This is a genomic window from Paraburkholderia sp. SARCC-3016 (assembly GCF_031119615.1).
GTDB lineage: Bacteria > Pseudomonadota > Gammaproteobacteria > Burkholderiales > Burkholderiaceae > Paraburkholderia.
The window spans coordinates 19,004-33,649 of the sequence record NZ_JAVHZD010000035.1; the positions used below are offsets into that span (position 1 = coordinate 19,004).

At 61.0% G+C, this 14,646-nt stretch carries 13 protein-coding genes and 1 pseudogene; 8 read left to right on the forward strand and 6 right to left on the reverse strand.

Annotated elements, in window-relative coordinates; translation table 11 throughout:
• Positions 1-27: 27 nt before the first annotated feature.
• Entirely contained in the window at positions 28-960 is a 933-nt protein-coding gene (locus QYH69_RS28885) for a LysR family transcriptional regulator (protein WP_308835109.1), read from the reverse strand.
• 151 nt (positions 961-1,111) lie between these two features.
• Here QYH69_RS28885 and QYH69_RS28890 point away from each other — a divergent pair, with 151 nt between their 5' ends.
• The 6 genes and pseudogenes from QYH69_RS28890 to QYH69_RS28915 all read left to right on the forward strand — a co-directional run.
• Positions 1,112-2,455 (forward strand): NAD(P)/FAD-dependent oxidoreductase, encoded by a 1,344-nt coding sequence (locus QYH69_RS28890; RefSeq protein ID WP_308835110.1) that lies wholly within the window; start codon positions 1,112-1,114, stop codon positions 2,453-2,455.
• Between the two features lie 58 nt (positions 2,456-2,513).
• Complete coding sequence (locus QYH69_RS28895) at positions 2,514-2,951, forward strand: RidA family protein (protein WP_075159319.1); 438 nt, start codon at positions 2,514-2,516, stop codon at positions 2,949-2,951.
• Positions 2,952-2,960: 9 nt separating this feature from the next.
• Positions 2,961-3,638, forward strand: coding sequence for a DUF1028 domain-containing protein (locus QYH69_RS28900; RefSeq protein WP_308835111.1), 678 nt, complete (start codon positions 2,961-2,963; stop codon positions 3,636-3,638).
• Entirely contained in the window at positions 3,631-4,794 is a 1,164-nt protein-coding gene (gene argE, locus QYH69_RS28905; RefSeq protein ID WP_308835112.1) for an acetylornithine deacetylase, read from the forward strand. Before QYH69_RS28900 ends, argE begins: the two co-directional genes overlap by 8 nt.
• 122 nt (positions 4,795-4,916) lie before the next feature.
• The gene (locus tag QYH69_RS28910; RefSeq protein WP_308835113.1) at positions 4,917-5,942 is read left to right on the forward strand and encodes an SGNH/GDSL hydrolase family protein; all 1,026 of its coding nucleotides are present in this window, start codon (positions 4,917-4,919) and stop codon (positions 5,940-5,942) included.
• A pseudogene (locus tag QYH69_RS28915) lies at positions 5,942-6,076 on the forward strand (DSD1 family PLP-dependent enzyme); the annotation flags it as partial. The gene QYH69_RS28910 and the pseudogene QYH69_RS28915, both read left to right, overlap by 1 nt.
• Here the strand turns inward: QYH69_RS28915 and shiA are convergent.
• Positions 6,052-7,383, reverse strand: a complete 1,332-nt coding sequence (gene shiA / locus QYH69_RS28920) for a shikimate transporter (RefSeq protein ID WP_308835114.1) — start codon at positions 7,381-7,383, stop codon at positions 6,052-6,054. The pseudogene QYH69_RS28915 and the gene shiA overlap by 25 nt on opposite strands.
• Positions 7,384-7,426: 43 nt before the next feature.
• A complete protein-coding gene (locus QYH69_RS28925; protein WP_308835115.1) occupies positions 7,427-8,302 on the reverse strand; it encodes a hypothetical protein in 876 nt (291 codons plus the stop codon).
• A gap of 216 nt (positions 8,303-8,518) precedes the next feature.
• Between QYH69_RS28925 and QYH69_RS28930 the strand changes: the two genes are divergently transcribed.
• On the forward strand, positions 8,519-9,001 hold the full coding sequence (locus QYH69_RS28930; protein WP_308835116.1) for a hypothetical protein: 483 nt from the start codon (positions 8,519-8,521) through the stop codon (positions 8,999-9,001).
• Positions 9,002-9,018: 17 nt separating this feature from the next.
• Here QYH69_RS28930 and QYH69_RS28935 read toward each other — a convergent pair whose 3' ends face one another.
• Complete coding sequence (locus QYH69_RS28935) at positions 9,019-9,999, reverse strand: AraC family transcriptional regulator (RefSeq protein ID WP_308835117.1); 981 nt, start codon at positions 9,997-9,999, stop codon at positions 9,019-9,021.
• Positions 10,000-10,412: 413 nt separating this feature from the next.
• On the opposite strand from QYH69_RS28935, the gene QYH69_RS28940 reads away from it, so the two are divergent.
• Positions 10,413-11,300, forward strand: a complete 888-nt coding sequence (locus QYH69_RS28940) for a helix-turn-helix domain-containing protein (RefSeq protein ID WP_308835118.1) — start codon at positions 10,413-10,415, stop codon at positions 11,298-11,300.
• 46 nt (positions 11,301-11,346) lie between these two features.
• Here QYH69_RS28940 and fliD read toward each other — a convergent pair whose 3' ends face one another.
• Both fliD and QYH69_RS28950 read right to left on the reverse strand, forming a co-directional pair.
• The gene (gene fliD / locus QYH69_RS28945) at positions 11,347-12,909 is read right to left on the reverse strand and encodes a flagellar filament capping protein FliD (protein WP_308835119.1); all 1,563 of its coding nucleotides are present in this window, start codon (positions 12,907-12,909) and stop codon (positions 11,347-11,349) included.
• 141 nt (positions 12,910-13,050) lie between these two features.
• Positions 13,051-14,490 carry a flagellin gene (locus QYH69_RS28950; protein WP_308835120.1) on the reverse strand — a complete coding sequence of 480 codons (1,440 nt, stop codon included), beginning with the start codon at positions 14,488-14,490 and terminating at the stop codon, positions 13,051-13,053.
• Positions 14,491-14,646: the final 156 nt, after the last annotated feature.

The window sequence follows — 14,646 nt, forward strand, 5'->3', positions numbered from 1 at the left end:
CGCGCTGTGCGGCGCCAGGCGCGCCGTCTAACCGTCTCGGTGCAGTTCGCGAATCTGCGTCTCGCAGAAGCCTGCAAAGCGCTTGACGACCTGACGTGGCTTCAGTTCCCGCGATTGCGCGATACCAAGCGTCGTTGCCAATACGTCCTCCCTGAACTGCTTGATCACGAAGTCCGCGCCGTCCACCGTTTTGAATGATTTGAGCGGGTAGTTCAGGATGCTGTAGCCGAGGCCATTGGCCACCATGCCGCGCACCACTTCCGGCTGCGACGAGCGGAACGCCGGCACGGGCCGCGTGCCGACCGTGTCGAACAGGGCTGCGAAGTATTCGCGACTGTGCGGCAGATCAAGCATCACGTAAGGTTCATCGAGCAGATCCATTAGCGAAACCGCGCGCCCTCGCGCGCGCGCGAGCCGGTGCACCTTCGGCAGGATCACATAAGGCGGCAGCGAGACGAGCGGCGTGAAGGCGATTTCTTCGGTGAGGTCGAGACTGTACGTCAGCGCAAGGTCTAGCGTACCGTCGCGCAAGCCGCGCAACAGGTCGTCCTGATGCGCTTCCTGGGTGCGGAACGTCACCCCCGAATGACCGGCAATAAAGCGGCTGATCAGGGCCGGCATGACCGGCGGCGCAAGCGACACCATGCAGCCAAGCGAGATCGAGCCCGACATGCCGCCGTCCATCTCGCGCGCGGCCGACTGCAATTCTTCGGCGTTCTTCAGCAGATTGCGCGCTTGCCCCAGCATGTCGCGGCCCGCCTGCGTCAGCGACAGACCGCTTGCGTGATGGCGGATGAACAGTTGCACGCCGAAGGACGCTTCGAGGTCGGCCAGCGCCGTCGAGATCGAGGGCTGCGAAATATGCAGCTTTCTGGCCGCCGCCGTGAACGAAAGCACTTCCGCCGTCACCACGAAGTACCGCAACTGCCGCAATGAATAATGCAATTGACCCACTTCCATCGTCTGTCCCCGATGCCTTGTCTGATGCGATTGTGCGTCGACAGAAATCTTTTTGCATAGGTAAAACCGATGTATTGCATTTTTGAAATGTGTTTTTCGGATGCGCACCGCGAGCGTAGATTGCACAAGCGCCTTTCGGATGGAGCGAGCAATGACCGCTGAAAACACATCAATCGATACGCTCATTGTGGGCGCCGGTCAGGCCGGCGTCGCGATGAGCGAACATTTAAGCAGACAAGGGGTGCCGCACCTCGTGCTGGAACGCGGCCGCATTGCTGAACGTTGGCGCTCGGGACGTTGGGATTCGCTCGTCGCGAACGGCCCGGCGTGGCATGACCGGTTTCCGGGACTCGAATTCGAAGACCTCGATCCCGACGCTTTCCCGTCGAAGGAGCGCGTCGCCGATTACTTCGTGGCCTACGCGAAGAAGTTCAATGCGCCGATCCGTACCGGTGTCGAGGTTAAACAGGTCGTGCGCGCGCCGGGCCGGCCCGGGTTCATCGTCGATACGTCGGATGGCGTGATCGAAACGAACCGTGTGGTGGTGGCGACCGGTGCGTTCCAGCGTCCGCTGATTCCTCCGATCGTTGCCAAAGAAGAGCCGCTCACGCAGATTCACTCTGCCGATTACCGCAATCCGCGCCAACTGCCCGACGGCGCCGTTCTCGTTGTGGGTGCAGGGTCGTCAGGCGTACAGATTGCCGACGAATTGCAGCGCTCGGGCAGGAAGGTCTATCTATCCGTCGGGCCTCACGACCGGCCGCCACGCGCTTATCGCAACCGCGATTACTGCTGGTGGCTCGGCGTGCTCGGCGAATGGGATAAAGAGGTGGCGACGCCGGGCAGGGAGCACGTTACGATCGCGGTGAGCGGCGCGCGCGGCGGCCAGACAGTCGACTTCCGCGCGCTTGCGAATCAGGGCATTACGCTGGTCGGTTTGACGAAGTCATTCGATGCCGGCGTGATGCACTTCGAAGCCGATCTCGCACTGAACCTCGCGCGCGGCGACGAAAATTATCTGGCGCTGCTCGATGCCGCCGATGCGTATATCGCGAGCAATGGGCTCGATCTTCCCGAGGAACCCGGCGCGCGCAACGTGCTGCCGGACCCGGAATGCGTGACCCGCCCTATTCTCGAACTCGATCTGCACGAGGCCGGCGTCACCTCGATTATCTGGGCAACCGGCTATACGGCGGATTACAGCTGGCTCAAAGTCAACGCGTTTTCGCCGAACGGCAAGCCGCAGCATCAGCGCGGCGTGTCGAGCGAACCGGGCATCTATTTTCTAGGGCTGCCGTGGCTGTCGCGTCGCGGCTCCAGCTTTATCTGGGGCGTCTGGCACGACGCGAGGCACATTGCGGACCACATCGCGATCCAGCGCAAGTATCTGTCGTATCGCGATGCAACGCAGCGTCATTCGGAGCCGTGCGCAAAAGCGGAAGGCGACGATGACGCACACCCCGGCTCAAAACATCTCGTCGGCGCGACTAGCTAGCAGAGCGGCTGATTGCGCGGCTAAACGCACGCGCTTTTCCTCAAGGACCAGGTGCACAATGAACCAACCTACTCACACGCGCATCCGCATGTTCAACACGCGGGACACGTATCCGAACCAAACGCTGAACAACGACCTCTGCCAGGCCGTGCGAGCCGGCAATACCGTCTATGTACGCGGACAGGTCGGCACCGATTTCGACGGCAACCTCGTCGGCCTCGGCGATCCGCGCGCTCAAGCCGAACAGGCGATGAAAAACATCAAGCAACTGCTGGAAGAAGCCGGCAGCGATCTTTCGCATATCGTCAAGACTACGACCTATCTGATCGACCCGCGTTACCGCGAGCCTGTCTATCAGGAAGTCGGCAAATGGCTCAAGGGCGTCTTCCCTATTTCGACGGGCCTTGTGGTCAGCGCGCTCGGTCAGCCGCAATGGCTGGTGGAGATCGACGTGATCGCGGTAGTCCCCGACAACTGGAAGCCGAATCAGCCTTAAGGAGCGGACATGACATTCTCGATCGTCGGGCGCTGCGCGGAAACGGGTCAACTCGGGATTGCGATCAGTTCGTCGAGTATCGCCGTCGGCGCGCGCTGCCCGTGGCTGCGCGCGCGCGTCGGGGCAGTTGCGACGCAGAATGTCACGTTGCCGTCCCTTGGGCCGCAGATACTCGATTTCCTCGAAGACGGCGAGCAGACGCCTTTATCCGCGCTGGAGCTGGCGCTCGAGTCGGACGCATGGAGCGCGTATCGACAGGTACTCGCGATCGACAACCAGGGACAGACGGCGTTTTTCACGGGCAAGGAAGCGCTCGGCCTGCACCACGCCGTCGCGGGCGAGCAATGCGTGGCGGGCGGCAATATGCTCGCCCGCCTCGAAGTGATCGACGAGATGGTGCAGGCATTCGAGAACGCGCACGGCATGCTTGCCGACCGGTTGCTTGCCGCGATGCACGCCGCGATTGCGGCCGGCGGCGAAGCGGGCCCGGTTCATTCAGCGGCGCTCAAAGTGGCCGGCGACGTGATCTGGCCGATCGTCGACTTACGCGTCGACTGGGCCGACGAGGGCCCGATCGCACAGCTGGACGCGCTTTGGCAAGCTTACCGGCCGCAAATGCAGGACTATCTGACCCGCGCGCTCAATCCCACTGCAGCGCCCAGTTACGGAGTACCCGGCGATGAGTGAGCGCTCGACACAAACTCTGCTCGACACGCTGATCGGCTTTGCCACCGTCAGCCGCGATTCGAACCTCGAACTGGTTGTTTTTATCCGCGACTATCTGCGGGCCCTCGGGGTGCATAGCGAACTCTTCTACAACGACGAGCGCACGAAGGCCAACCTGTTCGCCACCCTCGGTCCCGACGATCGCGGCGGCATCGTGCTCTCGGGTCATACCGACGTCGTGCCTATCGACGGGCAGTCATGGACCGTCGATCCGTTTCGCCTTACCGCGAGCGAGGGTCGGCTATATGGGCGTGGCACAGCCGACATGAAGGGCTTTATCGCTTCGGTTCTCGCAGCCGTACCCGCGTTTCTCGAGCGGCCGCTCAAGCTGCCCGTTCATCTTGCGTTCTCTTACGACGAGGAAGTCGGATGTCTCGGTGTTCGACCGATGCTTGCCGACCTGGAGAAGCGTCCGCACCGGCCGCGCCTATGCCTGATCGGCGAACCGACCGGATTGAAACCGGTACTCGGCCATAAGGGCAAGCTCGCGATGCGCTGCCATGTGAAGGGCGCGGCATGCCATTCCGCCTACGCGCCCTATGGCGTCAACGCTATCCAGTACGCGGCACGGCTCGTCAACCGGCTCGAGGAAATCGGCGAAACGCTTGCGCAGCCTGAGCATCAGGATGCACGCTTCGACCCGCCGTTCTCGACAGTACAGACCGGCGTGATCAAAGGCGGTCGCGCACTGAATATCGTGCCATCCGAATGCGAGTTCGATTTCGAGGTCCGCGCGCTGCCGGGCTTCGATGCGCAGACGGTACCGGACAAGCTCCAGGCCTATGCGGAAAGCGAACTGCTGCCGAAAATGCGCGCGGTTCAGCGCGACACCGATATCCGGCTGCAAGCGTTGAGCGCCTACCCGGCTTTGGCTACCGAGGCCGACAGCGAAGCAGCCCGGCTTCTCGCGCTGCTAAGCGAAACGTCCGAATTCGGCACCGTTGCGTTCGGCACCGAAGGCGGCCTGTTCGAGCAGGCCGGTATTCCCACAGTGGTGTGCGGACCGGGGAGCATGGATCAAGGCCATAAACCCGACGAGTTCATTACGCTCGAACAGTTGGCGCGTTGCGATGCCATGATGGTTCGCCTTGCCGATCATCTTTGCACTGCCGACTGAAACCTCCGGAAAACCAGACGAGCATCGTTCTTGCTTGATCTGCTCATCGCAATCGCTCGCCATGACCGTCGTTAAGCGTCAGGCGCGCAGGGCCGCTCCGTCGCGAGCGGCAGGGAGCCGCGATGATAAAGATCGGCATGTCCGCACGCGTTGCAATTTTCGCCGTGCTTTTTGCAGTGCTTGCCGCATGCGGCGGCGGCGGCAGCAATAGCGCAAGCGGAAGCAATGCCGCCGGCGGTCCGGCGGGCGGCGTCCAGTTGCAGGTCGTTTCGTTTGGCGACAGCCTGTCCGATGTCGGCACGTTCGCCCCGCTAGCGAGCCCGGTAGGCGGCGGCCGCTTCACCACGAACCCCGGTCAGGTGTGGGCGCAAAACGTCGCACAGTATTACGGCGACACATTGAACGCGGCGTTCACGATCAGCGCCAGCCACCAGTTGAGTCCTCATGGCGGCTTTGGCTATGCCGAGGGCGGCGCAACCGTTGCAACGCCGGCCAACCTCAACGACTTCCTGATCGATGTGATCGGCGATGTCGAGATGCCGGTAAATCAACAGGTGTCGAGCTATCTGTCCGCGCATGGCAGCTTCAATGGCGGACAGCTAGTGCTCGTTTGGGCCGGCGCAAACGACGTGCTTCGTGCGGGTGCGCTGCCCGCAGCGGCGCCGATCGTGCAAACGGCCGCGACGACGCTCGCGCAAATCGTCGCGCAGATCGTGCAGAACGGCGCCACGCATGTGGTCGTAGTCAATCTGCCGAATATCGGCCTATCGCCGAAAGGACTCGCCGCTGCCGACGGCGGCGCGACGCTGACGCAACTGTCGCAGTTGTTCAACGACACGTTGAATGCCGCACTGCAGGCAAATGGACTGCAAGGCAAAGTGATCCAAGTCGACTCCTTTGGCTGGGTGAATCAGCTCGTTGCCAACTTCCAGGCCAATGGCTTCGCGGTATCGAACACCGGCCAGGCGTGCGACCCTTCGAGAACACCCAACAACACGGCACTGCTTTGCTCGCCGGCAACCTATACGACGCCCAACGCGGACCAGACGTATATGTTTGCCGACGACCTCCATCCGACCACACGCATGCACGCCCTCTTTGCACAATTCGTCGAGCAGCAGATTGCAAAGAGCGGCCTTGGACGATAGAGCATGAAATCGTAGCGCGCATCGTAGCAGCGGATAAAAGCATCGCTGCACGGTTTCCCATTGGAACGCGCCTGCGCATTCTTCCGAACCACGCGTGCGCAACCGGTGCTCAGCGTCCCGAGTATGACGCACTAAAGCGTGTCTTCATCTTCCACGCGACGAGTACTGACAACAGGCAGCCTGTCGCCATATACGCGGCGACGGGGTGCCACGAGCCACCCGCCATATTGACGAGTGCTACCGCGATAAACGGTGTAAAGCCGCCGCCCACCACACTCGCCACCTGATAGCCGACACCCGCGCCGCTATACCGAAATTCCGTGCCGAACAGTTGCGTGAACATCGGCTGCTGCACACTGACCACCATGTCGTGCGCGACATTCGCGAGCATCACCGAAAAGACCACGATCCAGGGCGTCGAATGCCGATCGAGTGCGACGAAGAACGGCACGGACGACAGCATGCCGATCACGGCTCCGGTGATGTAAACGCGACGACGACCGAAGCGATCCGCCGCCATTGCAAAGAGCGGAATCGTCACGATGCTTACCGCCCCGACCAGCAGCGCGATATTCAGAAAGAACTGTCGCGGCATGCCAAGATTAGCTGTCGAATAGCTCAACGCAAACGCCGTGACGATATACATCGTGAACAATTCGGCAAGCCGCAGCGCGATGATCAGCAGGAAGGCTTCAGGGTTCTGACGCAATGCCTGGAAAATCGGCAGACGCGCGCGGCGACGCGGCTTCTCGACCCGATCGACGAACTCCTGCGATTCCTCCACGCTCGAGCGCACCCATAGCCCGACAAGCACGAGCGCGATACTGAGCACGAACGGAATACGCCAGCCCCACGATCTGAACGCAGCGTCATCGAGTGTCATGGTGAGGATCGAGACGATGCCGGTCGCGAGAATCAGGCCCACACCGTAGCCGACCTGCACGCCGCTGCTGTAGAACGCCTTCTGTTTCTCAGGCGCGCTTTCGACGGCCATGAGCGCGGCGCCGCCCCATTCGCCGCCCACTGCGAATCCTTGTATCGCGCGCAGCACGACGAGCAGCACAGGCGCCCACCAGCCGATCGAAGCAAAGCCCGGCAGCAAGCCGATCAAAGCAGTCGACAAGCCCATCATCGTGACCGTGAGCACTAACATGCGCTTGCGCCCGAGCCTGTCGCCGTAGTGACCGAACACGATGCCGCCTAGCGGTCGGAACAGAAATCCGACGCCGAACGTGCCGAATGCGGCAAGCGTGCCCATCGCAGGGCTCACCTTCGGGAAGAACTCCGTATTGAAGATCAGCGCGGCGACGATGCCGTAAAGCAGAAAGTCGTACCAATCGACAACAGCGCCGATAAAGCTGCCGAACGCCGCCTTGCGCGCCCGGCTTTTCGAATAATCGCTTGATGCCGAAACGTCTTGAGTACGTATTGCCGAGGTCATCGGATCCCTTTCACGAGATTCTTCTGGCGGTGGGCGAAGTGCCTCAGTTTACCGCCCCCGCAAGCCACTTCGCGATATTGATCGAGTAGCGGTGGATGTCGCGCATCGCCTGCTGTTCGGTTTGCATGCCATTTCCCGGCGGTTCGCTCACAAAGCTCGGGGCGCCGTGCTGCGTGTCCCAGTTATAGTCGGCGAAATGATGAAACGTACTTTCGGCGACGGCGGGCCCGCCATGCGTCGACGGTTCGAACACGACTGCCAGATTGAAGTTGTTCCCGGTGGCTTTGCTTTTGCCACGCGCGACCACACGCGCGGGTTCATCGTGCGGCGCGTCGACAGCGCCTTCGTGCGGATGCGCTGGCAGGAAGCGGATCGCGCCGGTCGGCGACTCGGGGTCGGCCAGGATCGGATGCGTTGGCCCGACGACCGCGATTTCCTGGTAGTCGCCATTTGCACCCGAGTGAAAATTCGGCCACAGGATGTCAGACGTGAACGGATCGTCGATTACGCGCTTCGATTCGTCGGGTTCCGGGTTGTGCGTATGAAAGTGATGCGCCTTGCCGACACCGCCCAACGTGCATATCGAACAGCCGAGGTCCATATGATCGCGCGTGACGAGCAGGCCACGGCCTGCCTGCCGGAATCGCGTGATGCCCGCGCAGTCTTCGGGCGTCAGTCCATTGCCGACGTCGACCGCAAAGAGCCACAACTGGTCGAATTCCGTTTCGTCGAGGCGGGACAGAATCGAATCGGGCGCGCCCGGCGGATCCCGGTCGCGCGCGACGACATTGAACACGGCGCGTCCCTCCGCGTCCCGGTACGATCGTAATAATTCTGTCAGGCGGCTAAACCGCGCGATCGACCAGTCGTCGCTAGTGGGTGGAATGGTCGTTTGAAGCAGGATCTGGATGGTATTCACGATGGCTTTCTGGTCGGGTCGATGGGTACACAGCGGGGAGCATCAGCGGATCACACAGCGAGAGGCCCCGCCTCGCGAAGTCTCCAACGTTAGCGAAAGCTACGTAATTGTCAAATGACGTCCGCTTTTAAGCGTCGCTTAAGGCTGGGACGAGAAAGTTAAGCGGCTCGCGAGTTCGTTCTTTGATTTCGATTTCTTGCAACAAGGAGTATGCAGATGCACTTTCGCACCGCCATTGCCGCCGGCGCGCTCGTGTTGGCGCCGGCTCTTGCGTTGGCCGCCGAGCCGATGCTGGTGAAGATCGATGGGCAAGTCGTTCCGATCGAGGGGCACACACATGTCATACAAACCGCTGCCGGACCTGCGCACGTCAGCACATGGAGCTGGCACAGCCCGAACGGCAGCGGGATGATAGAGGTGCAGAGCAGCACGGGCGGCGCGCCGCCGGCGTGGGCTTTGCAACAGATGCGCGACATGCAATCCCAGATGTTGCTCATGCAGCAGCAAATGCAGCAGATCCAGCAGGCGTCGCTGAACCAGATGCTGGTCGTGCCGCAGCCGCTTACGGTTCTTTTCGTACCGTCCGTCCCGATGTTCGAGGCTGTGCCCGCCAGCACGCCGGACACGGTGCACCGGGCCACGCCGCTGCATCGGATCTCGCCGTCTCCGATACCGCAGACGCCGGGCGTGAAAGCCTGACGAAGGCCTGGCACCGGTCACTTATCGGTATAGGGTCCAGGCGGCGCCGTGTGCCTGGACCTTTGACTCCGATGAAGTTCTCCGGGAGTGACGCCGTACAGCTTCTTGAATGCATTGCTGAAGTGGGCCGCGCTGACAAATCCGCATTGCCATGCCACTTCGCTGATGCGCAGCGCCTCGCCTCCGGTCGCAAGGATTCTCTTTGCCCTTGCCAGACGCTGATGCAACAGATAACGCGTCATCGAAGTGCCGTCGCGCTCAAAGAGCTTGGTCAGATAGCCCCTCGACACACCCATTGCGTTCGCCACCGCTTCCACCGTCATGCTCTCGTCGCCGACGTGGCGCTTGATGTAACGTTTGACCTCTCTTAGCATCGCGTCGGAACTGCGCGTGCGTCCTGGCGCACTCGAGTCGTCGGCAACAATTTCCATCAGGTCGATCAGGTGCTCGGCGGTCAGCTTCTTCCCATGGGGAGTGCAGTGCTGTCCGTAAGCGGCCGTTGATGCGATAAACGACCGCAGCACTGCAACATCCGGCGACGTCACATCCGGCATGAACATCTTGCGGCTGTGCAGCGCGGCACCGCGCTTCTCAAGCGCCGTTCGCGGCAAGCGCAGCGCTAGTCCGCGAGCATCGCCATGCGATGTCTGCGTATATTCGATGCTAGCGTCGAACAACAACAGCGCCCCTTCCGCCACGCTCAATCGGACCCCGTCCTGCTCCATGTCGATCGCGCCGCTTTCCACAAGCAGCATGACGAGCGCATGACTTCTCCAGTTGTTTTCTCCGCGCCCCGGAATCCACGTCCATTGCTGTCCCGACAGATCCGCGATTTCAAATCGAAGATCCTCCATGAACCACGATGCGATGCGCAGATCACGCTGAATTTCCGAAGCAAATTTGCACTCCATGCTCCAGTTCGTTCTCACGAGGTCGCGCCACTCGTCTTCCGATCTAGCAATCTGACCATCAAGCGATTGTGCGGCGAAGCCCATCATTCCAATATCATCCGTAGCCCGCAATCGAGTGCAATTCCCGGCAAAGCTTTATGCGCGTGTCAGTCATAGCATCCCTAACTACCTGCCGTCGAAGCGGATCGTTAAGACGCATTTTCTTACCGTAAAGAGGTACGCAGAATAGTCTATTTGCGTTTCCCCATGGTTGACTGACGGATGAATCGCTTGCCTGGAAATTCTCGCGATTTACGTTGAGTTAACTAACACGTCGACCCGGAATAAACGGTTATCTCATATGTTCATGAATGAGCGGAATCAACAGCTTCGGGAGCACGCACGGACGCTGCTCGAAGCCACAACAAACTTCATACTGAAACAGGTTGAACTGATTCATGTCAAGAAAGCCTCAGCAATGGGATGTGAATTTCACGAACGCGGAGTCGTGGACCACGGTCATGGCGGAAAACTACGATGTCCGTTCGACGCTTACGCGTTCTTGTTTAGCCGGCTGCTCGATCAAGGCTCGACAGATGGGCGAGATTCAGGTGACGAGTGTCCGCCTGGCCGGGCAAAACATCGCTCCGCTCGAGAACCGGTTCAAGGAAGTGGGAGGGGAGGACGATTACCTTTACTTCAAGATCGTCCAAAGCGGAGCGTTCGATCTGGTAAGCGGTAAAGACGAGCAATCGTTCGGTCCGGGCAGTGCGCTCTTTGTTAACCCCGATAGCTGCTTCACCGAGATTTACCGGGAGCCCACCGAACTTCTGTTACTTCGCCTGCCCAAGAAAGCGCTACGCGAACGTGGCGGTCATGATGCAGTCCAGCAATATCTGGCACCCGATATTCAGTGCCCCGACGTTCGGGCAGTCAACGAATTCGTGCAATACATCGAAAGACAGGCAGGTGCGGTCAGCCCCTATCTGTCGGATCAGCTCAGCCGGCATTGCCTCGATATGATCGACACGCTTCTCACGCGTCCGGGAAGTGGCGCTAACCGGCCGCGTATCGCAACCGCGTTCCATGCGAAGCAAACAATCATCCGTCTGCTTGGCGAGCAACGGCTTAGCGTCGAACGGATCGCCGAAGAAACGGGCGTATCGATCAACCAGTTGAACCGCCTGATGAAGGCCGATGGTCTGTCGCCGATGCGCTTCGTCTGGCAGATGCGTCTTGAGCGCGCATCGCGCCTGCTCTCGTCACCCGAGCACGGCAAAGTGTCGATCAAGGAGGTGGCGTATCGCTGCGGCTTCTCAAGCGAAGCGCATTTTAGCCGCGCGTTCAGGGGCCGCTATGGCATGACTCCGCAGCAGTTCTTGCGTCGATCGAGCCGTGTCTCCGATTGATTGCGAGTGACGACTCGTATGACGGCGCCGTCAACCGGCGCCGCCTTTACTTGCTGTTTTGCGCCAACGCACCGCTGCTGTTGGCACCGCCGAACAACGAGGTCAAAAAGTTCGAATTCGATTGCGCCTGTGCCAGGATCGTATTGAGAGCGGTGAACTGGTCGTTGAATTGCGAGGTCAGCTGCGCGGCAAAGTCGTCGAGGTCGTTCTGCTGCTTCGCGAGGCTCGCGATGTCGGCAGTCAGGTCGTTCGTGCGATTCGCGATAATGCCCTGTCCGGATGTATACGAAGTCAGCACCGAGTCGAGCTGCTGCGCAATCCCGTTCGTTTTGTTGAAAAGCGCACCTATCAGCGCCGGATTGTTGGCGACCGCGTCGTCGAGCGTGGGGCTGTTCGGGTCGGCATCGATCTGCAGCGCGGCAAACGGCTGGCCGCCCGTATCTTTCTGAAACGTAATGCCGAGCGACGCGAGTGTGCCTTGCAAGCCACCGTCCGACACGAGGCCGCCCACGATGCCGCCAAGCGACGCGCCGATCTGGTTGATCATTTCGTCGCCGAGCAGGATGCCGCCGCTGCCCGGCACGTTCGCCGTGCCCGGCGCGGCGAGCGAATTCAGCTGGTCGATCACCGTGTTATAGGCGGTCACGAATGCGGAGAGATCGTTCTCGACCGCCCCGTCGTCCGGCGCCACAGTCAGCGTCTGCGGGCCCACCGCCTTCGCGGTCAGCGTGAGCGTAATGCCGGGAATCGCGTCCGAAACCGTATTCGTCGAGTTGGTGACGAGCACATTGTTCACCGTCAGCTGCGCGTCTTGCGCGGCTTGCGACTGCGTCCAGAAGCTGTTGTTCGACGCGATCGCGGACGAGCCCACAGGCGCATCCGAGTCCGTGCTGGTGGACGATGTCACCGCGAACTTCGCGAGCGCGCTGTTGCTCCCCGCCCCCGTCACGCCGATGCTGATCGTATTGGCGGCACCCGTCGAAGTGGACTGCAAACTCAGCGCTGGCCCGTTCTGACCGGTGATGATGGTCGCTCTGATACCGGGGTTGGCAGCGGCCGAATTGATTGCGTTCACAACATCATCAAGGCTGTCGTTCGACGAATCGACGTTGATCTGAAACGACTTCGCGCCGGCCCCGCTGCCCAGCGAAATGGTCAACGTGCCCGAGCCCAGCGCGTTTGCATCGGATGGGGAAAAGCTGCCGGAAGTGATGGTCTGAGCCTGAGCGATCTGCTTCGTGTCGATCTGATACGTGGCGGCCGATGCGCCCGATCCCGCCTTTGCCGTAATCCCGTCGCCGCTCGGCGTCGCGCTGAACGACGATAGCGCGCTGCCGTTCAGAAACGGCGCGAGCGCCGTCTCGAGCCCGAGCATCGTACCGGATAGCAGCCCGAGCCCGCCGATCTCGGTATTGTCGCTCGATGACTGCGTAGACAACGAGGCTGCAGGGCCCGCTATTCGTGCTTTGACCAGCGTCGTTACAAGCGAATTGACGTCGAGCGGAGTGCCGGTCGAGCCCGAAATCAAGGACTGGGCGGCCTGCTGAACGGCTTGTGCCGCGGCCTGAGCGGCGGCAGCTGCCGTGGCGCCAACGGGTGAAGTCGACATTCGGATACTCCATGCGGCCTGTGCGGCCGGTTCGTAAGGCTATCGGGACATGACGCGGATCCGAAGCGATGTCCGCGTTCTCGCTCGTGGATGAGCCCGTCCGCATACTCGCGCGGGCCACCCACGAATCAGTCGCAATGTTTAATGCGGGAGTAGACTGAGCACTTGCTGAGGTATCGAATTCGCTTGCGCGAGCACCGAGATACCGGCTTGCTGCAGCACTTGCGCCTTGCTCAGGTTTGCCGTCTCCTGCGCGAAGTCGGCGTCAGTGATCTGCGAGTGCGCGCTTGCGAGGTCGGTCGACTCGTTCTCCTGAGATTGCGAGATCGCGGACAAGCGGTTCTGCACAGCGCCGAGCGATGCCTGGATATTCGCGATCGTGGCGAGCGCGTTATCGATAGACAGCAACGCATTGTTCGCGCCCTGCGTCGTGCTGACGTCGATCTTCGCGACCGAGGTCGGCACATTCAGCGTATCGATGTTCGCGAGCGCAGTGCCCGCCGGCTGTGCACCCGCCGCAGTCGAACCGATCGTGCTGGTCGGCACGCTGGCAAAGGAGAGCGCGCCACCTGCGGCGACACTGAAAAGGCCCGCCTGTGCGCCCGAGCCCAGTTGATCGCCGTGCTGATCGAGAAACTTCAAACCGCCCTTGCCGTCCGACTCGACCGTGACCGACGTGATCGTGTTCGTGTCGTCCGCAGGGGCATCCGTGCCCGTCGAGGAATCGACGTTGATGCCCGAAACAACGCCGAAAACCGTACCGTCCGTTGCGCCAGAACCCGCACTGGCGGCGGATGAGATTGCGGCGAGCTGGTTCGCCGGCGTAAGCGCACTGCTGCTTCCCACCGACAGCGACGAGACGCCGTTGGTTGTCGTCGTGGTGAACAATGATGACGACGTGGCCGTGGAAATGGAATTGCCGTTCTGATCGGTGAAGGTGAAGCCACCGCTGCCGTCCGAGATAACGTTGATCGACGTGATCGCGCCGGCGCCGCTTGCTTCCGTGCCGTCCGCGTTCAGATTCAGGCCCGTTATCGTGCCCAGCGTATTGCCGGCCTGCACGAATCCGCCACCGAGCGATGCCGCCGAAACGCCTTGGCTCAGGTCAAGCGAAACTGTCTGACCGACGTTTGCGCCCACCTGCACATTGATGACGCCGGCTTGACCGTTGAGCAGGCCGAGGCCGTTAAACTGCGTTTGCGAAGCGATGCGGTTCACTTCACTGATCTGCTCCGCAACCTCCTGTTGCAACGCTGCCTGGTTGGACGCCGTCAACGTTCCGCCCGCTGCTTCACCGGCAAGCTGGCGAATGCGCCCCAGACTTGCAGTGATCTGCGTGAGCCCCGTACCGGCCGTCTGCACGAGCGACACGCCATCGTTCGCATTCGATACGCCCTGATCCAGACCGTTGATCTGGGTTTGCAACGAAGTAGCGATGGCCAGACCCGCGGCATCGTCTGACGAGCCGTTAATGCGCTTACCCGACGATAGGCGCGTGATCGCCTGAGACAGCGCGCTGCCCGAAGCGTTGAGGTTTTCCTGAGCGACAAGCGAGGGAATATTGCTATTGATGCTAAGCATGAGGTTTTTCCCCTAAAGGATCGAGTCTTTGAGACTCGCGACATTAAGATCGGCGGAAGCACATTGATTGCCGGCCGCCTTAGCCCGCGTTGACGGCATTGATCGAGGCAGCTTGAGGGGAAACGCCGCATAGGCTTCACTCACGCAAGAGAAAAT

Excerpts from the sequence above, each read along its gene's own strand:
- QYH69_RS28885 (WP_308835109.1), bottom strand. The coding sequence starts at position 960 with ATGGAAGTGGGTCAATTGCATTATTCATTGCGGCAGTTGCGGTACTTC.
- QYH69_RS28890 (WP_308835110.1), top strand. The coding sequence starts at position 1,112 with ATGACCGCTGAAAACACATCAATCGATACGCTCATTGTGGGCGCCGGT.
- QYH69_RS28895 (WP_075159319.1), top strand. The coding sequence starts at position 2,514 with ATGAACCAACCTACTCACACGCGCATCCGCATGTTCAACACGCGGGAC.
- QYH69_RS28900 (WP_308835111.1), top strand. The coding sequence starts at position 2,961 with ATGACATTCTCGATCGTCGGGCGCTGCGCGGAAACGGGTCAACTCGGG.
- argE (WP_308835112.1), top strand. The coding sequence starts at position 3,631 with ATGAGTGAGCGCTCGACACAAACTCTGCTCGACACGCTGATCGGCTTT.
- QYH69_RS28910 (WP_308835113.1), top strand. The coding sequence starts at position 4,917 with ATGATAAAGATCGGCATGTCCGCACGCGTTGCAATTTTCGCCGTGCTT.
- shiA (WP_308835114.1), bottom strand. The coding sequence starts at position 7,383 with ATGACCTCGGCAATACGTACTCAAGACGTTTCGGCATCAAGCGATTAT.
- QYH69_RS28930 (WP_308835116.1), top strand. The coding sequence starts at position 8,519 with ATGCACTTTCGCACCGCCATTGCCGCCGGCGCGCTCGTGTTGGCGCCG.
- QYH69_RS28935 (WP_308835117.1), bottom strand. The coding sequence starts at position 9,999 with ATGATGGGCTTCGCCGCACAATCGCTTGATGGTCAGATTGCTAGATCG.
- QYH69_RS28940 (WP_308835118.1), top strand. The coding sequence starts at position 10,413 with ATGGCGGAAAACTACGATGTCCGTTCGACGCTTACGCGTTCTTGTTTA.
- fliD (WP_308835119.1), bottom strand. The coding sequence starts at position 12,909 with ATGTCGACTTCACCCGTTGGCGCCACGGCAGCTGCCGCCGCTCAGGCC.
- QYH69_RS28950 (WP_308835120.1), bottom strand. The coding sequence starts at position 14,490 with ATGCTTAGCATCAATAGCAATATTCCCTCGCTTGTCGCTCAGGAAAAC.